We start from the raw sequence: 23,818 nt of genomic DNA on the forward strand, positions 1-23,818 counted from the left end.
CTATTTATAACGTCCTGTAACTGATTTGACTTGCGTAGATCTTTTTACTGGGTGTATCGTCAAGCAAATCAATTCTCATTTCAAATTGAACAGCAAGGGAGTGCGCAATGTCCGAGGCCAAAGTAAAGAATACAGTGCTGATCGTGGAAAACAGCAACACTCAGGCCAGAATTCTCACAGAACATATAGAATCAGTAACCCCTTTTGATTCAATTGTGGTCAGCTCCATGGACGAGCTGGAAAGCCGTCTTGCCGATAACGGTCATGACGTGTTCATTGCGGTTTTGAACCTGAACATCAAGGGTGCCCCGGACGGGGAAGCAGTGGACTACGTCCTTGCCCGCAAGATTCCCTGCATTGTGCTGACTTCAACCTTCGACGAGGTGATCCGCAACCGTTTTATCGAAAAGAACGTGCTGGATTATTTCAACAAGGCCAGACGAGAAGACCTTGAAGAGATGGTCGATCTTATCAGGCGTATTCATTCCAACCACGAAATAAAGGTCGTTGTTGCAGAGGACAACTCCACTGCCCGCAAGATCATGCGAAATCTGCTAGAACGACTCAATTTCACTGTTCTGACTGCAGAAGACGGAGCTGAAGCTCTTGAAATAATCCGTTCCACCCCGGACATCAAAATGCTCCTTACGGACTACGAGATGCCTAATCTGGATGGTTTTGAGCTGGTCTCCGAGGTTCGTAAGATGTACTCCCGAGACCAACTGGCAATTCTTGGTGTGTCGGCCCATGACTCCGGTGCCATCACCGCCAAATTCCTGAAGCGCGGAGCCAACGATTTTCTCAAGAAGCCTTTCGAAGTGGAAGAATTCTCATGGCGTGTTACCAATAACCTGAATGAACTTGAGCGGATACGTTCTATCAAAGATGCTTACAGCCGCGATCCGCTGACCGGATTCTCCATTCTTTCCGCTTTCATTGAAAATGGTCGCGAACTGTTTCATGCCATGCAGAAAGAAGGTAGAACACCCGTGCTTGCGGCTTTCAATGTGGACAATCTTCTGGAAATAAATGCCGCATATGGCTGGGATGCCGGCTCAGCGGCCATTAAGAAAGCAGCTTCCCTGCTTGAGCAGCACTCCTTCGGCTGGACCCTGTCAGCCAGATGCGACAGAGGATTCTTTATCCTTGCAGATGATCAGGATGCCTTGAAGAATGATCTCGCTGCAGTCAAAGCCGCTCTGGCCAGTTCGCATATAGTTTCCGGAGCCAGCCGGTTCATGGTCTCGGCCTCCTTTACCATTAGCAATACGCCCGGAGATGATCTGGATCAGACCCTGTCAAAAGTGGCCTCTGCCCTGAAAGCCAATCAGGCCAAGGGAATCAATTCCTTCAGTTTTGCCTGATCCGAAGTCAGGATGGTTTCAGGAAGGTTTGCCGAAGGCCTTAATTTCGCAGGGTCGTCAGCAGGCGGACTGGGTGTGTAAAAAGGCCAAGGGCGTTGGATATGTCGGCAGCGACGATGTCTGCGACCCGGGCGGCTTTCGTGGACATGCATTCAGCTCCTGAAACGGCAATTCCAAGGGCTGCGTATTTGAGCATCAGCCTGTCGTTGCGACCATTGCCGATGCAGGCACACCTCTCACATCCGAGCGACTCTACGTAGTCGAGTTTGGAACGGTCTTCCGGGCTTCCGGAGATGATGTGAATTGTTACCGGCAGTCCGCTGAGCTCCTCTTCGCACTGTCCGAGGGTGTCTGCAGTCAGTACATGGACTGTGATGTCTTCCGCCAGTTCTTTGATCAGCCTTCCGACACCGGGAATCAGGTTGCCGTCGAGGGCCAGTGTTCCGTTGTAGTCCAGCACCAGATGTTCAATTTCGAGTTTGCCAAATCCCGGAATATCCAGACTTATCATTGTTAGCCTCTCGGTCCTGCTGATTTTTATGGGGTTAAAGGCTGGCGTACCTTTCGATCTGTTTCTTGTATTCCAGTACACCCTGAACTATGCCGTCCGCAATAAAGGAAAGGTATTTGTCGGACTTGAGCCGTTTGGCCTCGGTCCTGTTGGTCAGGTATCCGAGCTCAATGAGGACAGAGGGCATTTTAGCGCCCATGAGCACGTAGAACGGGGCTTCACGCACTCCCTGATCATTTACCGACCATTGTTTGCGGATGCTTGCCAGAGAGCCCGTATGGATGTTCTGGGCAAGGTCCTTGCTTTCCTTCATCTTGGAATTGAGCATCAGGTCGGTAAGGATGACCTGCAGGTCGCTGATCCTTTTGGCCGAAACCGCGTTTTCACGGGCTGCAACCCGGACGGAGTTACGGTTGCGTGCAAGGTTCAAGGTATAGGTTTCTATCCCGTTGATGCTTGAGCTGCGGTGTGCGTTGCAGTGCATGGAAATGAACATGTCCGCCTTTTTGATGTTGGCCATGGCAGTCCGCTCTTCGAGAGGGATAAATGTGTCGTCAGCGCGGGTGTAGAGCACAGTGAACCCTGCTTTTTTGAGTTTGGCGGCCAGAATTTGGGCAAAGCGCAGGTTTATGTCCTTCTCCTTGAGTCCGTTGGCCATGGCTCCGGGATCTTTTCCTCCGTGTCCGGGGTCAAGCATGATGGTCTTGAAAGTCAGGCCGAGCTGCTCAAGAAGATCCCCGACCATTTTCTGACTTTCCTTGGGAGGTTTGTATTTCTGGGGGGCTGATTTTTTTGATGGAGCAGTCCGGGGGCTGACAGGAGTGTTTGCAGCCTGCGTATTGCTTTCTTCCTGTGCCTTTCCTTCTTCAGGGGCCTGAACATCAATTACAAGCCTGAAGGGGTTTTCAAGGGGGAAGATCTTGTAGTCCTGCATGGCGTTGAAATCCAGAACTACACGTGTGGTTCTGGGGTCGCGCTGGGCGGAGCGGATGTCCTTGAGGATGCCGTCGGCAACATGGGTAGCCTTGTGAACTCCGTTGCCAAGGACCGTGTTTTCGAGATCCACGTAAAGTCGGTGCGGGCGGTTGACGCTCTGGTTGGGGTTCAGGATCTGGTAACGGAAGCGGACTTCCTCATCCAGATCCAGCACCACCCTGGTATAGCTGTCACTGCTGGTATAGCGCACGGAAAGCAGCTTAGCCCGTTTGGAGGGCTGGGAGCTGCTGTCATCCATTTTAGCCGGAATAATTGTCCCGGACGGTTTTTCGTGAGCAGAGTCGCTGTCCTTGACTCCGCTTCTGTCAAGACTGTCCAACTGGGCACGGGCTTTGGCGTACATGTCTGATTTAGAGTAGCGGTGTACTATGTTCAGGTAGTCGGAATAGGCCAGATCTTTTTCATTCAGCTTGTTCAGCCGTATTTCGGCCCGCCTGAAAATGCTGTCGTCCGCCCAGGCATGGGAAGGAAAATTTGAGATCATGCGCCCGTAGTAATCCACCGAGCTGCGGTAGTCCTTGGTCATGCCGCTGCGCTGTCCCAGTTCTTCGTACGTACGTCCGAGATAATACAGGGATTTCGGGGCATATTCGCCTTTGGTTGATCGCTTGAACACGTCGCGGAACTGTTTGCCGACTTTTTCCCATTCGGATCGGTACTGTCCGCGTTTGCCGTCTTTGGACAGGGCATGGAATTGCTTCCAGGCAATAGTGAAGTCATCCTTGATGCTGGCCCCGAAAGCTTCGGCCGGGATTGCCGAAACAAGGAGTCCTGCCAGAAAAAGGGCCATGATCAAATTTGGGATGAAAAATTTGCGCATTGCTTCTACGGTGGTAGTTCTTTGGATTTAATATTATACTTCGGGCTGTTGGGGCATATGGAAAAACAGGCTTCCGATCTAAAAAAAGTTTAGATGTTCTCTTAATAAGCCCGCATGGTCTAAAAATCAACCTCGGAGATGTAGGCAGGGGCTTTCGCTTTGCAATTTTCCTTTTCCATATGGCATGCTAGGCTGTGTTGAAAGCTGGACTGAAACCCCTTTTTATGTAATTGCCATGTTCATTGTTATACGGAACTTTAACAATTCAATTACTCATTTGGAGACAGATAAATGGAAGCTCCCCAGAGAAATTTGGCTCTTGACCTTGTAAGGGTAACCGAAGCGGCTGCTCTGGCTTCTGCCAGATGGCTGGGCCGGGGTGACAAGAATGCAGGCGACCAGGCCGCTGTAGACGCAATGCGCCTCAGCTTCAACAGCCTTGCCATCAGCGGAACCGTGGTAATCGGTGAGGGTGAAAAAGATCATGCACCCATGCTCTACAACGGTGAAAAGCTGGGTGCGGGCGAAGGCCCCGGCATGGACGTGGCCGTGGACCCCGTTGAAGGAACCAATCTCCTTGCATATGGCCGTCCCAACGCCATTTCTGTTGTTGGTGTAGCTCCCACCGGTATGATGCTTGATCCGGGCCCCAGCTATTACATGCAGAAGCTGGTTGTTCCCACTGCCGCAAGGAACATGGTGGACATCAATGCCCCGGTCAAGGACAACCTGAAGAAGATCGCCAAGGCCCTGAACAAGGACGTGGATGATCTCGTGGTTTTTGTTCTGGAAAAACCCAGACATCACGGCCTCATTCAGGAAATCCGCGATGCCGGTGCCAGAATCCAGCTCCATACCGACGGTGACGTTGCCGGTGCGCTCATGGTTGTTGACCCGCGCTGTCCAGTGGATGTCATGATGGGAACCGGCGGTACACCCGAGGGTGTGCTTTCCGCCTGCGCCATCCGCATCATGGGCGGTGAGATGTTTGCCCGCTTCGACCCCCAGTCGGAAGCTGAAAAGCATGCTCTGCTCGATCAGGGCTATGACCTGCGCAATGTCATGACCGTCAACGATCTGGTCAAGAGTGACGACATATTCTTTTCGGCCACCGGTATTTCCGGCGGAACCTTCCTGCGCGGTGTCCGTTACCTCGGATACGGTGCGGAAACCACCTCTCTGGTCATGCGCGGCAAGACAGGTACCGTACGCCTCATCGAAGCGGTACACACCTGGGACAAGCTCATGAAAATCAGCGCGGTGAAGTACGATTAACAGCTATATCTGATAGTTCAATAAAAATGGGCGGGGTGGACTTGAACAGTCCATTCCGCCCATTTCTTGATTTTATATGCCGTAACCGGTTAGTTGTCCGGGGCATCCAGTTTTTTGGCGATAATGGCTGCGTCTTCCGGGCGTGCTCCCTTCTCAAGTTCCTTGGCTTCCCCGTGGCAGGTTACGCCGTTCGGGCGCATCTGCACATATCCTGCTGAAAGCACGGTGGTGTAAGGAATCTGCTCCCTGAATTCAAGGTAGCCGATGCGGTTGGGGAAAAGTATTGGCAGCGGGTCGCCGGAAAAATCTTCAAACATGATGTATTTCATGATCTGTCCTTGTCGGCCCGGACGGTGTCCGGTTTTTTCAGCTATGCAAAGCTGATGCGGTGAATGTTCTGTAATACCATGGTCAGGGCTGTTGCCCGTAATCCTGTTCCAGATTATAGCCATATATATCCGAGATCAAGAATTGCTGAACAAAATATCCGGGACGGGCACAATGGCAGACAAAAATAAGTCACAGGAAGAGTTGGACAACAACAGCCTTGCCAGAATGAGAACTCTGCTGGCAAGCGAACGGACGTTTCTGGCCTGGTGCCGAACTTCCCTCGGCCTGCTCGGATTCGGCTTTATTATTGAGAAAGCAGCTATATACATGCGCAAGTTCATTCCTGAGACCCCGGTGCGGATACTGGATGAAATGACTTTCCTCAGTCTGTTCACCCTTGTTTCGGGGCTGATAATACTTGTGAGTGCTGCGGTGAGATTTATTCTTTTTCAGAAAAATATCGGTTCAAAGGTCAAGTGGATCACGCCTTATCCGGAAATGCTGGTTACTTTTGCCGTGGGGTTGATCCTTATCGTCAGCACCATTGCCGGAAGAATGTTCTTCAAATAATATTTTTAAATTAGGTTTCAGAAAACGCATCCTGACTGATGAAAGAAAATTATGCTAAAATAGCTCTCTGGCAGACCGCTTTTCTGGGAGACGCCGTACTGACTCTTCCCTTTATAAAGGCCCTTTCCTCCAGCTTTCCCGGTGCCGAGGTACACCTTTTTGTCCGCAAGGGGGTTGAACCTCTTTTTCAGGCACAGCGCGAACTGGCCGGGGTGCATGCCTTTGACAAGCGCGGAGCTCAGAAGGGCATGAAGGCAGCCTTTGAATTCGGTTCAGCCCTTGGGCGGCAGGGGTTTGACCTCTGGATTTCAGCCCATACCAGCATGCGTTCGGCAGTAGTGGGAATGGCCAGCGGGATCAGTCGCCGTATCGGGTATGATTCTCCGTGGTACAATCGTTTTGTCTATACCGACACAGTCTGCCGTAAGTTTGATGAGCTGGACGAAGTTGAGCGGTTGATGGCCCTAGGCGATCCGCTCGGCATCAGTGGGCCTGCCCCGGTTGCAGGACTCGACCTGCCAGAATCAGCGGTGGAGGATGCAAGGAATTTTTTCAGCAGCCTGGATGGCAGGCCTGTGCTCGGTGTTCACCCGGGGTCGACCTGGGAGACCAAGAAATGGCCGGAGCATAATTTTTCCCGCATCATTGAAAGGGCGGTAGACGGAGGTTATACGGTCATACTTTTCGGGGGCCCCGCAGAAGTTGAACTTGCAGAAAGGGTAGCAAGACAGTCCGGCAGACAGGATGCTGTCATCAATCTGGCCGGTAGTCTGGACCTTCCGCAGCTGGCAGCATATATCCGCATGCTGGACCTGTACCTGACCAATGATTCCGGACCCATGCATATTGCCTGGGTGCAGGATGTGCCGGTGCTGGCCATGTTCGGCCCCACGGTACGTCAGTTCGGTTTTTTCCCGCGCGGGGAGAACTCCACCGTGCTTGAAGCTCCGGGAGAACTCAAATGCCGTCCATGCGGGCTGCACGGCGGCAGGTCCTGTCCGGAAAAACACCACCGGTGCATGACGGATATTACGGTGGATATGGTCTGGAATGAAATTTTATCAAAAACCGGAAGCCGGGGGCTTTAAACCGATGTGCCTTGAAAGAAAGATAATTCTGCCGATAGTTGCGGCCCTTCTGCTGTGTATTCTGCCCGGATGCAAGGTGGGGGGAATGGGCAAGGTTTCCTCCGAGGCCGTCAGTGCAGTCCCGGCCAGACCCGAGATAAAGGTTTCCAGCGCTCCCCTGACCGATAAGAGGGTAAGCGTCATTGTCTGCCCCGGATCGTTCATGCGGGCCGCAAAGTATTTTGCCTATCTTCATCGGGAATATGAAGGTGTTAATTCGGTTATTGTGCGTACTCCTTCCGCCAACGGCACGGCAGAGTCAGATGGAAGGATCATGGCGGGAATAAGGGACCGGATCGGCGAACTGAACGGTGATGGTGAGGTTCTGTCCGTTCTGCTGCTGGGCGACAGCTCCATTATTCCCCGGGCCGTGTTCAGCATCGGCAACGGTACGGAAACATACGTTTCTGACTTCGGTTATGGTGGAAATTCGTCTTCTCCGGAAAACGTTCTTCCCGTAGGCCGCATCCCGGCGCGTGATGGAGATGAGGCTGAGGCCGTAGCTGCCAAGTATGACCGTTGGTACGAGGACAGGGCTTTCCGCCCGGCCTGGCCGGTATCGTTTATCGGGGGGGACGGTTTCGGATCAGCAGAGTTGTCCGACCCGGAACTGCTCTTTTTCAACCTGCAGCAGGAAGGTATGGCCGGTCCAGAGGCTATACGTTATCTGGGCGCCGCCGGAGGCTGTGAGCCAAGAAGACTGCTCCAGAGCCTTGCCGAGGATGATGCTTCAGTACAGTGGCTGGCTCTGAATGCGAGTCCTGCAGGCCTGAAAGTCGGTAACGGAACCCTTCCTGTCTCCGGAATAATGGCGCTGGAGTACAAGCCCGGACTGCCGGTTGTGCTTGTTCCTTCTGCTGAACTGCGCAGCGCAAACTCCACTGAACCTACCCCTGCTGAAGCAATGGTGCTCTCCCCCGGTGCCGGTCTGGCCGTGATGACCGGAAGCGGCGATAGCGGGAAGATAACTGCCGAACTTGACGAAGGCAGGGTCACAAGGGTCGATTCCAGCGGAACACCCCGGTTGCTGATGGAATTCCACAAGGCCTATTTCAGCGGCAAGCACCGCATCGGTGACGCCATTACCGAGGCCCGGACCCAGTTTGTTGAAAATCTAGGCAGGGATGAGGATTCTTCCCCGCTCTATCGGATGGTTTTTTACGGTGACCCTGTAATGTCTCTTCCGCTGCCGGTCAGAACCGAATCACCTGCATATACCGGGCTCAATCCGATTACCAAGCCGGTGAACAGGCAGGGTGTAGCAGTTTTTGCGGTGAACTCCACCATCTCTTTTGCCATGGAGGACGGGACCATCTATCCGGCTGTGCAGCTGCAGGTTGTCGATCGCAATACCGGCCGGGTCGTCAGTTCGCTCAAAGTGGAGGAAGATGACGTGTTCAATTTCTCAGCGGATGGGGAAGGACGTTATCTGCTCTATTCCCGCCCGCTGGATGGGCCGTTGGCCTGGCAGTTTTTTGATGTGCGTGCTGAAGGAGCTGTGAAGGCTCCTCCGGCCAAGGCCGTTGCCGTCGCAGGAAAGCCCAGCCCGAAGATCACAGCTGGTTTGCGGCCGGTGCGTTATGCCGTGCAGGTGAGTTCAAACCGCAAGCAGGCTTCAGCAACTAAATTACGCAGCCGGCTGAGTGGGCAGGGCTATGACGCATACGTTGTTGAAGTTGCCGAGGCAGGTAACCGCAAATGGTATTGCGTGCGTTTCGGGCAGTATGATTCATGGTCTGCGGCAGTGGAGGCTTCCGCCGAGTATGAGCGCAGGGAGCAGGGGGATGCTAAAATCGTGCGCTGTGACGGGGGCTGAGTTCACGATTTTTATAATAGATATTTCACGTTGTTTTGCTTATAAGTTTCTATGCGGATGGTTGGGGAGCCATAGCAATTTTTAGGTGGGGCTGTGAGTAACGGGAATAGGAAAATAGGAATGCTTTTTATCGGGCTGAGCGGTTTTGCTCTGTTTGGTACGATTATATTTTATGTCGCCGGATTAGGTGGGCCTCCACGCCCGGAATTGGCTGCCGGATTCAGGTTCTACAAGAGTATTTCTCTTAACGAGCTGAATTTCAGTGACAGTGAGGTGCTCAAGCTCAACAGTACCTTGCAGAAAAACCGCAATGTCGTCGAGAATACGACCCTGACAATAACGGACGCTGCAGGACGTCGTTCCGAGCTGCGGTACTCAATCAAGATAAAGGCGAAAAGCGGAATGATTTTCAGCCCGGAAACAAGAGTTTCCGCACGCAGAACTCTGGTTAATGATATAGCCTCGCAGATTGACAGGGGCGCCGGGATACTGGCGAATTACGCGGATATACCCGATCTTAAGAACAGGGAAGTCACGATAGTCGATATGTAGATTGGCTGATATTGGCAGAAATAAGAAACCCCCGGCAGGCTGTCGGGGGTTTTTTTGTTTTTATTTGAAGAATGCTTTTATTACATCGACTACCCTGCGGGCGTCTTCTTCGTTCATGTGCGGGCCCATAGGCAGGGAGACTACTTCTCGGTGGATGGCTTCACTGATGGGCAGTGAAAGTCCGGCCATATCCTTGTATGCACCCTGTTTGTGCGGGGGAATGGGATAATGGATGGCCGCCTCGATCTTGTTCTCGGCAAGATGCCTGATCAGGGCGTCGCGATCCTTGCAGCGCACAACAAAGAGGTGCCATACGGACTGGATGTGTTCAGGGACAACCGGGAGTACCAGCGGGGTGTCCTTGAGACCTTCAAGATAGATTGCAGCAATGGTTTTGCGGGTCCAGTTCCAGTTATCGAGCTTGTCCAGTTTCACGCGCAGGCAGGCAGCCTGAATTTCATCAAGGCGGCTGTTGAAGCCCAGTGAATCATGAACATACTTTTCGGTGGAACCGTAGTTGGCGATCTTGCGCACCTTGTCGGCAATTTCGTCATCCATGGTGGTCACCGCGCCGCCGTCACCGAAAGCACCGAGGTTCTTGCCGGGGTAGAAGCTGAACGCAGCAGCATGTCCGAGAGTTCCGGACATGCGTCCTTTGTAGACTGCCCCATGTGCCTGTGCTGCATCGGTCAGCACGAAAAGGTTGTGCCTGGCCGCGAATTCCATGATCGGGTCCATGTCGGCTGGCTGGCCGTAAAGATGGACCGGGATGATGGCCTTGGTGGCCGGGGTCAGGGCTGCCTCCAGTTTTTGCGGGTCCATGGTGTAGGTGGATTCCACCGGCTCCACCGGGACAATACTGGCTCCGGTGCGGGTGACTGCCAGCCATGTGGCTATAAATGTGTTGGAGGGAACAAGCACTTCATCGCCGGGGCCAACGCCCGCAGCACGGAGCACCAGCTCAAGTGCTTCGAGCCCGTTTCCGCAGCCGATGCAGTGCTTTGCCCCGGTATAGAGGGCAAATTCCTTTTCAAAGGCTTCAACTTCGTCACCAAGAATGAACCAGCCCGACTCAAGAACGCGCTTTACAGCGGCATCCATTTTCGGGGCAAGTGCCTGATAGGTCCAGCCGACATCAAGAAATCTGATTTGTTTCATTGTCTTTTACCGCCTTTAGGAAGTCGTCATATGTGTAATAATAGTCAGTCGGATCATAAAATTCCGAAGCCAGCACCAGACACACAGACCCCGAGGAGAAGTTTTCCAGTTCCCTCCAGGTCATGGTCGGGATGTACAGCCCGTAGTAAGACCTGTTGAGCGAGAATCTGGTTCGTTCTTTACCATCGTCAAGGACCACGTCGAAACTGCCTGAAGCGGCTATTATGTACTGCCGCAACCGCTTGTGCGCATGGCCGCCGCGGGTCTCTCCGCCGGGGACGTCATAAAGATAGTACACTCTTTTGATATCAAAAGGAATATGACGGCTGTTTTCAATAAAAGTCAGGTTGCCGCGGTTATCATGGATTTTTGGAAGTTCTATCAGATGCGGTTTGTCTTCAATCATTATTTCCTGTCCTTCATCTCAAGTTCGACCAGCCGGATATATTTCTGGAAAGTATAGAAGAATCCATGCACGGCCACAATAAATCCGGCCCGGCCGTCAAGGAAGCCTGCCTTGAGTATATACTGTTTGAAAAATTTGCCAATACCGTGCCCGATAGCCGATCCGAGAGAGCCGCGCTTGCCCCGGGAGTAGAGGTCTTCAGCCGCATCTTGGGTGTATTCGTTGATTTTGCCCATGTGCTGGAAGAAGTTTTCGTAGGGGTAATGGATGATGTCCCCGGAAAGTTCCCCGGCCTTGCCGATAGGCCGCAGTTCTTCATGGGGACGGACCCCTCCGATGGTGATGCGCCCGTGTCTGAAAACCCTGTACAGCCTGTCCGGATACCAGCCGCTGTGCATTATGAACCTATCCAGATACCATGACCGGCGAGGGCAGTAATATCCGTCAAGATTCTCGTCGGGGTTCGCCAGCTTGTTCATAATGCTTTCGCGCAGTGCCGGTGAAATCATTTCATCCTGATCGATGGTAACCACCCATTCGGTGCTGATCTGGGTCTGGGCGAATTTGTGCTGTTCAATTGCTCCCTTCCAGGCGTTGAAAACAACACGGGCATTGTGTTTTTTGGCAATGTCCAGCGTTCCGTCGGTCGAGCCGGAGTCTACAAGCAGAATTTCGGAACAGAAAGAAAGGCTTTGCAAAGCTTCATCAAGAAGTCTTTCGCCATTGTATGTAAGAACAAGTCCGGTAATGGCCATCAGTTGGGTTTCCTGCGCGTTGTTATGTGTCGACGGAGAAGTCATTTCCCGTCCGGATAATCAATATGGAATCTTTCGCGTTAATTATTTGTTTTTGTTCCTGAATATGTGAACGCTTTTTTGTCCATTGTCCAGTAACTGCCGCGATCAATGCCGAATGGGTTGCCGCAGGGGCAGTAGACCTTGCCGCCCCGTTCTTCCGCGTTCCAGATTTTCCTGATCCGGTCCTTGTGGCAGCGGTGAACTTCCCCCTGGCCGATTTTGTAATATTTCCAGAGCTTGCGTCTGCAAGCCGAGCACTTCAGAACAAGCATATCTTTCGTTTAAGTATGGTGGAGGATTTAAATATGCCTCCGGCGGCGAAATCAAATTATCAAAAGCGCGCAGCGCATCAAAATTCCTAGTTACTTAACCAGCGTGACCAGATCGTAGTCCGTGACATTGTCGATTTCGGCCTCGATCATCATTCCTGGCTTGAGTTCAAGCCCGTCTTCCGGTGCGCTGATGTAGGTCATACCGTCCACTTCCGGTGCCTGGAACCATACCCGGCCGTTGAAAAGGCCTTCCCATTCGTCGTTGGGTTCTTCCACCAGTACCTGAATTGTTTCGCCGATTTTTTCTTCGAGAATTTCGCGACTGATTTCAGCCTGCACTTCCATCAGCCTGATGCGGCGGTCTTCGCGCAGTTCTTCAGGTAACTGCTCCATTTCGCCTGCCGGTGTGCCTTCCTCAGGCTGATAGGCGAAGACTCCGAGGTGCTGGAAACGGGTTTCCCTCACGAAATCAACTAGGGTGTTGAAATGCTCTTCGGTCTCGCCGGGATAGCCGACGATGATGGAGGTGCGCAGTACCGCGTGGGGGATGTGGGTGCGGACCCGGTCAATCACCTTGCGCGGATCGCGGGCAAAGGGGCGTCCCATGGAAGCCAGCACATCGGGATGGGCGTGCTGGATGGGGATGTCAAAATAGGGCAGCAGCGGCTTACCGGCCTGAGCAAGGAAGCTGAGCATGGAATCAGTAAGTCCTGCGGGATAGAGATACATGAGCCGCAGCCATTCAAGACCCTTGAGCGGCAGCAGTTTCTCTACCAGATTGCGCAGGTTTGTGTCCGGATCGTTGAGGTCGGAACCGTAGGCAGTGGTGTCCTGACCCACGAGGATAAGCTCGGGAATTCCCTGATCCACAATGTATTTGGCTTCCTCCACCAGCCCCTGAAGCGGGCGGCTCACGTGAGGTCCGCGTATGGAGGGAATGGTGCAGAAACGGCAGGAGTGTGAACAGCCTTCGCTTATCTTGAGATAGGCGTATGCGGGTCCGGTGCTGACAGCCCGGTGCAGGCCCACGGTGAATTCCCGGTTCAGGGCCTTCTGGACCAGCCCCGGCCATTTATCCAGTTCATGGGTGGACAGCCAGAGGTCCACCTCGGGAATCTGTTCGGAAAGGGCCCCGTAGCGGCTGACAAGGCATCCGGCCACGGCAAGTACCGGTTTCGGCGAAAGGTCCGCAATCTGGTCGGCAGCTTCTAGAATGGTGTCTACGGATTCCTCTGTGGCAGGGCCGATGAATCCGCAGGTGTTGATCAGGATGAGATCCGAATCCTCAGGGGCATTGGCCGCAATCATATTGTTGCCGAATGCGCCCAGCATTCTTTCCGTATCTACCCTGTTCTTGGGACAGCCGAGGCTGATGGTGAATATTTTTATTTTATTGTCGGTCATTTTTTAGTTCTGTTTGAAGTTGGTTCAAGATATTGTTTTATAGGTCAGTAATCCATGCGGAGCAAGGGAATATCCCATTCAGGCGTGAACGCAAAGAGGTAAATTTTAACACTGGCGGTTGGTTATTTGTCCGGAAATAGTATATCCTGAGATAAATTTTGAATTGGGTTTGTACCGGAGTGAAAATGTTGGAGAATTTTGATCTGGACAGGAAGAGGGACTGCATCGGAGTGGTGGGTTATTCTTTTGCACTGTCCTCCATTTCTCTGCTTCTGCATGAAAGCAGCAGGGATGAAGCCTGTTTTGACCTGATCGCCGGAGTTCTTCTTGATGAGGGCGGCACTCCCCTGAGCTCCGGTTTTGATTTTCCCCTGTTCCGGGATGTCAAGGAAATGCTTTCTTCCCATCCGGAAATAACCATGGTGTTCGAGCTTTCTGGCGAACCGGGAATGGTTCGCAATCTGCGTGATTCTCTGCCCACGGATGTCGTGCTGGTGGAATTGCCTGCTGCCCGCTTTTTCCTTCGGCTGCATGCCACTGATCGTTTGTGGATAGCCTGCAAGGCCGACCTGATGCAGACCCAGGTCCTTTTCAAGTCTGTAGTGGACCAGATGCCGGAGGATATTCTTATAATCGGTCCTGACGGCATGATCATGGATTGTAACAGACATTTCAGCGAAAAGGCCTCCCAAAGCGTGGAGCAGTTGCGGGGCCAGAATCCGCTGCATTTTTATGATTGCCTGACTTCTGTCTGTCCGGCGAGAAAGGGCGTGCTCCATGTCGGGGAAATGCCCGCAGGCAAACAGCATGAACTCATGATGCCCGAAACCGATAACGAGGGCAGGATGCATTTCTTCCGGCTGTATGTCTACCCCATTACCGAGGAAGGCACAGAGCTGGTTGTGCAACTGGTGGTTATCCGCAGGGACATTACCGGGCGGACCCTGATGGAGCAGAGGCTGCAGCAGTCGGAACGGATGGCCATGGTCGGCGAGCTTTCGGCCTATATTGCCCATGAAATCCGCAATCCGCTGATGGCTATGGGCGGGTTTGCAAAGGTGTTGCTCAATGACGACAGCATAGACGAATCAGGCAGGGAAAAGATTCGCATTATACATGAAGAGGCCCAGCGGCTGGATAATCTTCTGAAAAGTATCCTCAGCTTTGTGAGGTCCAAGGATGTGGAAAAAAACAACATCGACGTCAACAGGGTTGCTGCCGATGCCATGCAGCTTCTCTCGCTGGGATGCAGGCTGCAGGATATCAATGTGGAGCTGGACCTTGATCCCGGAGCCCCCCTTGGAGTGGGTGGTGCTGAGCAGATACGGCAGTGCCTGATCAATCTGGTGAAGAATTCTATGGAAGCCATGCCAGATGGCGGGAACATCAAGATTTCAAGCGGGGTCAGCGGAAAGTATGTCTGGCTTGAAGTTCGTGACGACGGCCCCGGTATTGCCGATGAAATCCGGGCGCAGGTTTTTGATCCATTTTATTCCAGCAAGGTCAACGGCAACGGGCTTGGGCTGCCCATGGTCAAGAAAATCATGGAGGAATATGGGGGAGATGTGGAACTTGCCAGCCGGCCCGGTAATGGAACCAGTGTTGCGCTGCTTCTTCCCCGAGCCAATGCGGTTGCCTAAATACCTTCTACAGCGTATTACTCTCCAATCATAGCATTATGGATTTGATGTTGCGGATGCATCCCTGTCCGCCGACTATTATATTCTTTACTGGAGAGAGATTTGAAGACAGTAGTTCTTGCCACCAGAAACAAAGGCAAAATAGCTGAGTTTGACGCACTTCTCAAAGATTTCGGTCTGGAAGTAAAAGGGTTGGATGAATTTCCTGAAATCGGCGACATTCCGGAACCGGGTGAAACCTTCCTGGAAAACGCCATCATCAAGGCCCAGACCGTTGCCAACCTGACCGGGCTCGTGGCCGTTGCTGACGATTCCGGCCTTGAAGTGGACGCCCTGAACGGTGCTCCCGGCGTATACTCCGCCCGTTACAGCGGCGAAGATGCCACTCCTGAAAAAAACAATATCAAGCTCCTCGGAGCCCTTGAGGGTGTTGAGGAGGAGAGGCGTACCGCCCGCTTTGTCTGCGTAATGGTTGCGGCCACTCCGGATAACATCCGCATCCAGAGTCGCGGAGAATGGGACGGGCGCATCGCTTTTGAGCTTTCCGGAGATCAGGGATTCGGCTATGACCCCCTGTTTTTTGATCCGGAGCTGGGCTGCGTGGCCGCTAAGATGACCCGCGAAACAAAAAATTCCCGTTCTCACCGGGGTAAGGCCCTGCGTTCCCTCATGGCCCAATGGCCTGATTTCCAGAAGAAGATCAGCAAGTAATTCCCGTTAAGCCAGTCGGGAAATCAATCAGGAGAAATATATATGTGTGGAATCATCGGATATGCCGGGCATCGCCCTGCAGTGCCTCTTATTGTAGAGGGCTTGAGAAGACTTGAGTACCGCGGTTATGACTCCGCAGGTGTGGCTACTATCCAGAACCGGGAAATCGAGCTTGTCCGTGCAGAAGGAAAGCTTGCCGCTCTTGATGAAAAGCTGGCTCAAAAGAACGTAACCAACTCCACCTTCGGGGTGGGGCATACCCGTTGGGCGACCCACGGTATACCAGTTGAGCGCAATGCCCACCCTCATCTGGATTTTGAAAAGAAAATCGCCATGATCCACAACGGGATCATTGAGAATTATCAGGAAATCAAGACCGAGCTCCTTGCCAAGGGCTATGAGTTCCGTTCCGATACCGACTCCGAGGTGCTCTGCAACCTGATTGCCGAGGGCCGCAAGCACAACGAAACCATGCTGGAGGCCGTTTCCTGGGCTCTGAAGCAGGTCGAGGGAGCCTATGCCATCGCGCTGGTTTCAATCGACGAACCTGGAACTGTCTATGCCGCCCGCGTGGCCAGTCCTCTGGTCATGGGTGTAGGTGTAGGTGAGAACTTTGTTGCCTCCGATATCCCGGCCTTTCTGCCCTATACCCGCGAGGTTGTCTTTATTGAGGACGGTGAGCTGGTCAAAATCACTTCCTCTGCCTGGGAGGTTTTCCAGAGCGACACTCTCAAGCCGCTTGAAAAGGAAGTAAAGACCATCAACTGGGATGTTCAGGCCGCGCAGAAGGGCGGATACAAGCATTTCATGATTAAGGAAATTTTCGAGCAGCCCAAGGTCATATCCGACTGTCTGGCCGGGCGTATAGATCAGACCGGAAGCGAGGTTCTCCTGTCCGAGCTTGAAGGAATGGAGCCCCCCGAGCGTCTGCACATCATTGCCTGCGGAACCTCTTATCATGCCGGTCTGTGGGGTAAGTACCTTATCGAGCAGTGGGCGAAGATTCCGGTTGAAGTGGAGATCGCGTCCGAGTTCCGCTATCGTGATCCGCTGCTGCCGAAAGGCGGCGTGGCTCTGGCGATCAGTCAGTCCGGTGAAACCGCCGATACCCTTGCAGGGATCAAGCTGGCCAAGGATAAGGGGCTGCCCATCATCGGCCTGTGCAACGTTGTCGGTTCCAGTGTGGCCCGTGAAGCAGATTATGTGGTTTACACTCAGGCAGGCCCGGAAATCAGTGTTGCCTCCACCAAGGCCATGTGCAGTCAGCTTACCGCGCTTCTGCTGTTGGCTCTTTACTGGGGCAGGAAAAAGGGAACCCTTGATCAGACAACCTATTCAAAGGCCGCCGGGGACCTGCGCAAGATACCCTCCATCCTTGAAGCAGAGCTTCCGGCAATGCGCAGCATGGCGCAGGAGCTCAGCCGCGAATATTCCGAGGCCTACAGCTTCTTCTTCCTTGGTCGCGGGTTGTACTTCCCTCTGGCCCTTGAGGGGGCGCTCAAGCTCAAGGAAATTTCCTACATCCACGCTGAAGGCTATGCCTCCGGTGAGATGAAGCATGGTCCGATTGCGCTTATTGATCCCAAGTTCCCGACATTTGCCATGGCCCTTAATGATGATCTTTTTCCCAAGGTTAAATCCAACCTTGTAGAGGTTCAGGCCCGTGGCGGTGAGATCATTGCCCTGACCAACCCCGGTGTTGAGCTGGAAGTCGAGCACCGCTGGAATCTTCCTGAAGTCTGGGGCCCGCTGAATACTTTCATTGCCCTGCCGGCTCTGCAGCTCTTCGCCTACGAAACCGCAGATTATCTGGGTAAGGATGTTGACCAGCCTCGCAATCTAGCAAAAAGCGTCACGGTCGAATAGTATAAGTAATTGTAATGATGGGCTTTGTGAGAAAGTAATAAAGTTGTATACTGAGTAATAAAGAAGTATACCAAGTAATAAAGTTGTATACTAAAGCCGCTTCTGTTAGACTGGAAATATGGTCTAAAACAGGAGCGGCTTTCTTATGTCAAAAAGAAGTAATGGCTTAACAGAGGCAAAGATCAAGAAGTGGATCAAAGAAGGGCGTGGTTCCGGGCGCGGTGCCGACTACTCTCCTTGGTTGCGAGTTAGAGATATTGCTTCCAAAGGAAGGTCGCACCGAGTTTTTGGACATAAATCCCGTCGAACACATCACCTTTTTTCCGATTTGGAACTGGCAGTCTTTTTAGCTCTTGATTGGTCTCCCAAAACAACTGAAATCCGCGAGCAGTTTCCGTTGCAGCAGGAGGTTACGTTTGAGTTGGCAAAAGATGCCGGCATCAGACATCCTCAAGTTTCGGGAACTAACCAAGTCATGTCTTCAGACTTTCTGGTCAACTCATCTGATCCAGCCCTTCCGAAATTCGTACTGCAGGTAAAATACGCGAAAGACCTAAGCGATCCAAGGACTGTTGAAAAGCTTGAGTTGGAACGACGCTACTGGGTCCATAAAGAAGTTCCATGGTTTCTCGTTACTGAAAAAGAGATTTCAAGGACTGTTTTCCAGAATATTGAATGGTTATACCCTGATCAGCAAAAGACTTATGAACTCAGTGAGCTGGCTGAGCAGTTAGCATTTTACTCCTACCATTTTGAGAAAGATTTATCCTCAACGATAATCAAGGTTTCAAAATCATTGGACATTAAATATGATCATGAAGCCGGGGAGTCACTGGCAGAAATAAGAGGGCTTTTAGCGAGTCGATTGCTCTCTTTTGATGTGACTATTCCGTTCAGAAAGCTAACTCCTGCGGATATTAGTTTTGTAGATGATGTTTCTGTTTTGGAGGCGATTAATGTTTAGAGTTAATGAAGTCTTCAAATACGATGAAAAATTGTTCCGTGTTTTACTGCTTCTTCCGGAGCAGTTGGTTTGGATTGATGTTGCTGATCCAAAAGCTTTCCCGGTAGTTATGCTTACCAGAGAATTGCGCACTGCGTTAGAGGAAGGGCTGCTTATACGTGCTGAAGATCCGTTTGCTCACTTAGCTTTTGAACAACCTGAGTCTGGTTCTTCCGCTCAGAAAAGGCGGGATAAAAGCTATGCGCTGATAAAAGAAATTGTCGCAGATCACGATAGTTATCTCCCGAAGGTTCGATCTGGATATATAAATCAAATTGTTGCTGATGGTCGGGGCACAAAGCGGACCATATATTTGAACCTTCGTAAGTACTGGCAGCGCGGACAAACTCCCAATGCACTGCTTCCTGATTATAAAAATTCTGGCGGGAAGGGTAAGAAACGTAAGGCTGCAGGTAAAAAACTTGGCCGTCCCCGCATATATACTCCAGGGGTTGGAGCTATCGTTGATGATCAGGTTGAACGTCTTTTCAGGATCGCCATTGATAGATATTTGATGAAAGATAAAGGTGTTAGTGTTCCTTACGCGCATAGAAGATTCGCCGAGCTTTATAAGAACTATTTTCCTGAAGTTCCTGAATCTGAAATTCCCACAAAGTGGCAAATGCTTCATTTTTATAAGCGCGAATATCGTCAGGTTGAGAAATTAATAAAGCGTACAAATGTCATTGAATACACGAAAGATGTTCGTCCCCTCAACGGAACAGCCAATAGTAATGTTCTAGGGCCGGGGTCTCGTTTTGAGATTGATGCCACAATTGCTGACATCTACCTCGTTTCAGACAGTGACCGCGGCAACATTGTCGGTCGGCCGGTTATCTACATGGTCATTGATGTCTTCAGCAGGATGGTCGCTGGCTTTTATGTCGGTTTCGAATCCCCATCATACGCTGCCGCTATGCAGGCTCTAGCTACGGCCATGACCGATAAGGTGCAGTTGTGCAAACAATACGGTTTTGGAGATATTACCTATGAAGATTGGCCTATTGTCGGGGTGCCGAATGCAATTCTTGCGGACAGAGGAGAGTTGCTCGGTCATCAGATTGAATCTCTTGAACGTAGTTTTTCTATACGGATTGAGAATACTCCGCCCTACCGTGGTGATGCCAAGGGTATAGTCGAGCGGAGCTTTAAGACGCTGCAGGCTGACTTCAAGTTGTTTGCCCCCGGAGTTGTTGAAAAAACATTGATAAAAAAACGTGGCGGAAAAGACTACCGGTTGGCTGCCAAGCTGCCTGTAGGTGAATTTAAGAAAATAATTTTATCTTCAATTCTGTACCACAATAAGTTCCATCTTTTGCGTAAGTATGACCGGGATGTTGATATGCCGGCAGACTTGGAAATGACTCCCTTGTCGCTTTGGAATTGGGGAATTCAGAACAGAACCGGTCGATTAAGAGTTGCTTCAGAAGAAGCTCTCAGGATTAGTTTACTTCCTCGTGCCAAGGCTGCTCTTTCCGAATTGGGAATTTCAGTTTTTGGGGTATATTATACTTCTTCTGAAATTATGAAGAGCGGGTGGCTGCATCGTTCGAAGGATGTTCGCAGGCCTGTGGGGTTGTATGCAGCCTATGATCCAGCTTCAGCAGATCATATCTATCTTTTCCCTTATAAGGGGAAAAATGATTACTGGGTCTGCACGCTAACAGATCGATCTAGGGAATTTCAGGGGAGTTCTTTCTGGGATGTCTGGCAGGTAAAGGATGCGCAGAAAAGGTCTAACGCGAAGACGAAGTTGAAGGCAGAAGAGCAAAAGCGGCTACATGAAGAGTTTGTTGCCAAGACGATTAAAGAAGCTGAAAGAAAGTCTCCTGACACCAGCCACATGAGTAATGCCGAGCGGATACGTGGAATTCAAGGCAACAAAGCGCAAGAGAAGGACTCTGAGAGAGGTGTCCCGTTTTATAAGCCGGAAAAGAGGCGTAAAGATGAGCCTGCGAAGGTCCTGTCTTTGAATGATAGCTCTCAGGAAGAAAATTATAATTATCCTGATTTTATTGATGAATTTTTTGATGATGAGGATAGCTAGATGCCACTTCCCAAAAATATGGTTCAAGCATTTTATATAGAGTCAGAAGTTCCCGATTACCGTGGTAATCCTTCCATTGAAGCCCTTCCTCCAATAATGAAGAAAGGTCAGGTTAAAAAAGGTTTAATCGGAAATGTAAAATTTAATCCAAATGACATCTATGTTGATGGGCGTATTCGGGTCCATATCATTCCTTCGTTACTCGATGATTTTTTTCAACCGTTAGGCGTACATAGAGAGCTTGAAGAAAAGCTGTCGATCATGATCCGCAGGGGATATGTAGGAAGGAACTTGGCTGACGGTTCGTACAATACTCATATGCAGAATGGGTATGAAAGGATCATGAGCGGGGATTTGGATGCATTCAGATTTGATCATGCTGTTTCGACCGCTTCAAGTCTGTTACTTTTAGGGTGCTCAGGAAGCGGTAAAAGCACAACGCTAAGACGTATTCTGTCTAATTATCCACAAGTCATTTTTCATGAAAAATACAATTTTACCCAGGTCGTGTACCTGAAAATTGATTGTCCGCATGATGGAAGCACCAAAAACTTATGTGTTCATTTCTTTCGGGCCTTGGATCAGGTTCTCGGAACCAATTATGAAGCTAAATATGTAAAGCCTCGATACAATAGCCAGATGCTGCTCAATCAGATGCCTCAAGTTGCTAATCGGCACGGACTGGGCGTTTTGATAATTGATGAAATTCAGCATTTGAGCCGAAGAAAGTCTGGTGGAATTGATAAGATGCTGAGCTTCTTTGTAACCATGGTGAATACAATAGGGTTGCCGGTGGTTTTCGTAGGAACTCCCAAAGCCAGACCCATTTTTGAAAATGATCTGCGCTCAGCACGTAGAGGAGCTGGATTGGGAGCTTTGCTTTGGGAGCCGATGGAAGAAGATACTCCCACATGGAGAGCCTTCACTGATGTGCTTTGGAAGTATCAATGGTTGCAAAAACGAGATGAAATACTAACCGATGAAGTGCGTGCGTGTTGGTATGACTTGTCTCAGGGGGTACATGATATTGTCGTTAAGTTGTTTGTCCTTGCCCAGCTCAGGGCTATCGCCACGAAGACTGAGCGTATCACCTCGAAGCTTTTGCAAAAAGTCTACGATGATGAGTTTGAGCCGGTTAAGCCGATGTTGGCAGCCCTGCGTTCAAAAGATCCTGAGAAAATAGTTCAGTTTTCAGATTTAACATTGCCCGGAATAGACAAGAAGATCCTAGAGCTTTCTTCAATGATCGAGAAATTGGCTAATAGTGAAGACTCTCCTCATGTCCTCTATGGAGATAATGAACAAGCTCAAAGATTGCATGCCTTGCTTGTCGGTATGGGATGTGATGTGTCCAGAATAATACCGCTTGTAAGGAAAGTTGTTGCCCAATCCCCAGATTTGTCAGTGCGTGAGTTGGTTCCAATTGTGTTGAAGTGGTACGAGTCTGCGGATTTAAAGCCAGAAAGATCAATGCCGTCCAAAATTAAGCCCGTCTCGAAGAAGGCTTGGAATACTCTGGATTCTGATGACTTACGGTTCGTCTATTCGCAAGCCGATGAAGGCAACATGTATAGACAGTTGAAAAATGAATCACTGATTTTTGATGTGGATTCATGGCTGCAGTAGGATTTAAGAGATGCTTAATTTCCCCGTGCCATATCCTGATGAGCTGATTTACAGCACTGTGGCGCGGGCTGGTGTGCATGCGGGACTGGTGAGTCCTAAACAGCTACTTGAAGATGTTTTTGATAATCGGAAAGTAATCGCCACGCCTGACCTTCCATGCCATCTCAAGCAAATTTCAGAATTGTATCCTCACTCCCTGAATCTTGATGTTACGAACATCATTTACAAACATACCCTCTTTCCCCTTTATGCTCCCTTCGTTCCGGAAGATCGCAGACGACAATGCTTGGAATGGATGTCCGGACAATCTAAAGGTGCCGTTCATCTCGCTCTTGGCGCTGCTGCTTCCCGGGTAAAGCAAATTCGGTTTTTGAGATATTGTCCTAAGTGTCTTGAACTGCAGCTTGAACAATTCGGCGAATATTCTTGGATGCGCAGTTGGCAGGTCGCAGGTGCAGATGTTTGCCCTCATCATGGGCCGTTACAGAACTCTCGAATAGAATTACATGGCCGACATCGCCATCAGTTTTTTGCTCTTAGCCCAGATGCTTGTGCTGGTAAGGCAGGAGGTCCTAGCAGTGCAGAGGATTTTCGTGTCGCAGAACGCATTAATGAACTTCTGAGCACTACCCCGGTTAAATCCCCCTCCTTTGACCAGTGGGGACTATTCTACAAGCGACTAGCAGGAGAAAAAGATTGCGCTAAGGGTAAGAAAGTCTTGCATGATCTGGTTTCTGAAAAGGTAATTGCCCGCTGGACGAACCAGTGGCTCGCAAAGAGAAGTCTTTTACCATCAACCAATTCAAATTCCTGTTGGTTAAAATCTATTTTTCGGAAGCATCGGAAGTCCTTCAGCTACCTTGAGCATATTGTCGTTTTAGAGGCTTTGTTGGGCTCAAGATGGGATTTTCAGTCCGTCTTGAGTAACGTATCCAGTTTGAAGCCAAAGAGCGTAGTGAGCTGTCCTGTGGATTTATCAGAGGATAATCCCAGTCAAGAAATTCTTGATATGCGCAGATCGTGGGCAGCGTTCCTCAAAGAGTTCGGGGTGAAAAAGGCTCGTTTATCCGGCGGGGCAGCGATCTATGCGTGGTTATATCGAAATGATCGGGCTTGGCTCATGAAGATTAATGGGCAGCACCGCAGGTCTCCGCGGCCTGAGAATAATCGGGTTAATTGGGAAAAGCGCGATCAGGACGTTTTGACTACTTTGAAAGAAGTCCATCAATGGGCATTAAACAACATGGAAGGGCCAAGGCGCTCCAGAAATTGGTATTTGGATCAGCTCGGACCAAAAGCAACCGTCGAAGCAAATCTCCATAAACTGCCATTAACAGTAAAGTTCTTTGAAAATAATTGTGAATCAGTGTCGGACTATCAAATTCGACGGATTGCCGTTGCTATCCGTTCTCTTGAAGCTGACTGTGAACCGAAACGTAGATGGAAAATTTTGCGATTGGCCGGTCTGAGTGATGAACGAATTCGTGCTGAAGCGGAACTGTATTTGAAAGAAGTGAGGTAAAATAG

21 protein-coding genes are annotated in these 23,818 nt (G+C 50.7%); 13 read left to right on the top strand and 8 right to left on the bottom strand.

The annotated features are described in order from the left end of the window. Positions 1–107 precede the first annotated feature (107 nt). Positions 108–1,364 (top strand): GGDEF domain-containing response regulator, encoded by a 1,257-nt coding sequence (locus N7E73_RS09620; protein WP_432734450.1) that lies wholly within the window; start codon positions 108–110, stop codon positions 1,362–1,364. A gap of 40 nt (positions 1,365–1,404) precedes the next feature. On the opposite strand, the gene N7E73_RS09625 is transcribed toward N7E73_RS09620, so the two are convergent. Continuing rightward, on the bottom strand, positions 1,405–1,875 hold the full coding sequence (locus N7E73_RS09625) for an HAD family hydrolase (RefSeq protein WP_432734452.1): 471 nt from the start codon (positions 1,873–1,875) through the stop codon (positions 1,405–1,407). 34 nt (positions 1,876–1,909) lie between these two features. Continuing rightward, a complete protein-coding gene (locus N7E73_RS09630; RefSeq protein WP_432734453.1) occupies positions 1,910–3,691 on the bottom strand; it encodes an N-acetylmuramoyl-L-alanine amidase in 1,782 nt (593 codons plus the stop codon). A gap of 291 nt (positions 3,692–3,982) precedes the next feature. Here N7E73_RS09630 and glpX point away from each other — a divergent pair, with 291 nt between their 5' ends. Continuing rightward, positions 3,983–4,966 (top strand): class II fructose-bisphosphatase, encoded by a 984-nt coding sequence (glpX, locus tag N7E73_RS09635; RefSeq protein WP_432734455.1) that lies wholly within the window; start codon positions 3,983–3,985, stop codon positions 4,964–4,966. 89 nt (positions 4,967–5,055) lie between these two features. Here glpX and N7E73_RS09640 read toward each other — a convergent pair whose 3' ends face one another. Then, positions 5,056–5,295: a hypothetical protein gene (locus N7E73_RS09640; protein WP_432734457.1), complete on the bottom strand. Its 240-nt coding sequence runs from the start codon at positions 5,293–5,295 to the stop codon at positions 5,056–5,058. Positions 5,296–5,467: 172 nt separating this feature from the next. On the opposite strand from N7E73_RS09640, the gene N7E73_RS09645 reads away from it, so the two are divergent. The 4 genes from N7E73_RS09645 (at position 5,468) to N7E73_RS09660 (ending at position 9,361) form a co-directional block, all read left to right on the top strand. Next, positions 5,468–5,866 carry a YidH family protein gene (locus tag N7E73_RS09645; protein WP_432734459.1) on the top strand — a complete coding sequence of 133 codons (399 nt, stop codon included), beginning with the start codon at positions 5,468–5,470 and terminating at the stop codon, positions 5,864–5,866. Positions 5,867–5,904: 38 nt separating this feature from the next. Then, the gene (locus N7E73_RS09650) at positions 5,905–6,954 is read left to right on the top strand and encodes a glycosyltransferase family 9 protein (RefSeq protein ID WP_432734460.1); all 1,050 of its coding nucleotides are present in this window, start codon (positions 5,905–5,907) and stop codon (positions 6,952–6,954) included. Beyond that, positions 6,917–8,809, top strand: coding sequence for a C25 family cysteine peptidase (locus tag N7E73_RS09655; protein ID WP_432734461.1), 1,893 nt, complete (start codon positions 6,917–6,919; stop codon positions 8,807–8,809). The genes N7E73_RS09650 and N7E73_RS09655 overlap by 38 nt, the downstream gene beginning before the upstream one ends. A 93-nt stretch (positions 8,810–8,902) precedes the next feature. Next, complete coding sequence (locus tag N7E73_RS09660; RefSeq protein ID WP_432734463.1) at positions 8,903–9,361, top strand: hypothetical protein; 459 nt, start codon at positions 8,903–8,905, stop codon at positions 9,359–9,361. A gap of 60 nt (positions 9,362–9,421) precedes the next feature. Here N7E73_RS09660 and N7E73_RS09665 read toward each other — a convergent pair whose 3' ends face one another. The 5 genes from N7E73_RS09665 to rimO all read right to left on the bottom strand — a co-directional run bounded on the left by N7E73_RS09665 (position 9,422) and on the right by rimO (position 13,398). Beyond that, positions 9,422–10,519, bottom strand: coding sequence for a DegT/DnrJ/EryC1/StrS family aminotransferase (locus N7E73_RS09665; protein ID WP_432734464.1), 1,098 nt, complete (start codon positions 10,517–10,519; stop codon positions 9,422–9,424). Continuing rightward, the gene (locus tag N7E73_RS09670) at positions 10,497–10,925 is read right to left on the bottom strand and encodes a sugar 3,4-ketoisomerase (RefSeq protein WP_432734466.1); all 429 of its coding nucleotides are present in this window, start codon (positions 10,923–10,925) and stop codon (positions 10,497–10,499) included. The genes N7E73_RS09665 and N7E73_RS09670 overlap by 23 nt, the downstream gene beginning before the upstream one ends. Then, positions 10,925–11,725 (bottom strand): glycosyltransferase family 2 protein, encoded by an 801-nt coding sequence (locus N7E73_RS09675; protein ID WP_432734467.1) that lies wholly within the window; start codon positions 11,723–11,725, stop codon positions 10,925–10,927. Before N7E73_RS09675 ends, N7E73_RS09670 begins: the two co-directional genes overlap by 1 nt. A gap of 35 nt (positions 11,726–11,760) precedes the next feature. Continuing rightward, positions 11,761–11,994 (bottom strand): hypothetical protein, encoded by a 234-nt coding sequence (locus N7E73_RS09680; protein WP_432734468.1) that lies wholly within the window; start codon positions 11,992–11,994, stop codon positions 11,761–11,763. 90 nt (positions 11,995–12,084) lie between these two features. Further along, entirely contained in the window at positions 12,085–13,398 is a 1,314-nt protein-coding gene (gene rimO / locus N7E73_RS09685; RefSeq protein ID WP_432734469.1) for a 30S ribosomal protein S12 methylthiotransferase RimO, read from the bottom strand. A gap of 185 nt (positions 13,399–13,583) precedes the next feature. On the opposite strand from rimO, the gene N7E73_RS09690 reads away from it, so the two are divergent. The 7 genes from N7E73_RS09690 to N7E73_RS09720 all read left to right on the top strand — a co-directional run bounded on the left by N7E73_RS09690 (position 13,584) and on the right by N7E73_RS09720 (position 23,813). Continuing rightward, a complete protein-coding gene (locus N7E73_RS09690; protein ID WP_432734470.1) occupies positions 13,584–15,038 on the top strand; it encodes a two-component system sensor histidine kinase NtrB in 1,455 nt (484 codons plus the stop codon). A gap of 102 nt (positions 15,039–15,140) precedes the next feature. Further along, the gene (locus tag N7E73_RS09695; RefSeq protein WP_432734471.1) at positions 15,141–15,749 is read left to right on the top strand and encodes an XTP/dITP diphosphatase; all 609 of its coding nucleotides are present in this window, start codon (positions 15,141–15,143) and stop codon (positions 15,747–15,749) included. Between the two features lie 42 nt (positions 15,750–15,791). Further along, on the top strand, positions 15,792–17,615 hold the full coding sequence (glmS, locus tag N7E73_RS09700; protein WP_432734472.1) for a glutamine--fructose-6-phosphate transaminase (isomerizing): 1,824 nt from the start codon (positions 15,792–15,794) through the stop codon (positions 17,613–17,615). Between the two features lie 145 nt (positions 17,616–17,760). Next, positions 17,761–18,579, top strand: coding sequence for a TnsA endonuclease N-terminal domain-containing protein (locus N7E73_RS09705; protein ID WP_432734473.1), 819 nt, complete (start codon positions 17,761–17,763; stop codon positions 18,577–18,579). Next, complete coding sequence (locus tag N7E73_RS09710; protein ID WP_432734475.1) at positions 18,572–20,665, top strand: transposase; 2,094 nt, start codon at positions 18,572–18,574, stop codon at positions 20,663–20,665. Before N7E73_RS09705 ends, N7E73_RS09710 begins: the two co-directional genes overlap by 8 nt. Beyond that, positions 20,666–22,291, top strand: coding sequence for an AAA family ATPase (locus N7E73_RS09715; RefSeq protein WP_432734476.1), 1,626 nt, complete (start codon positions 20,666–20,668; stop codon positions 22,289–22,291). It begins immediately after the preceding gene. 10 nt (positions 22,292–22,301) lie between these two features. Next, on the top strand, positions 22,302–23,813 hold the full coding sequence (locus N7E73_RS09720; protein WP_432734477.1) for a TnsD family Tn7-like transposition protein: 1,512 nt from the start codon (positions 22,302–22,304) through the stop codon (positions 23,811–23,813). Positions 23,814–23,818: the final 5 nt, after the last annotated feature.

This window comes from Maridesulfovibrio sp. FT414 (assembly GCF_050916235.1).
Lineage (GTDB): Bacteria > Desulfobacterota > Desulfovibrionia > Desulfovibrionales > Desulfovibrionaceae > Maridesulfovibrio.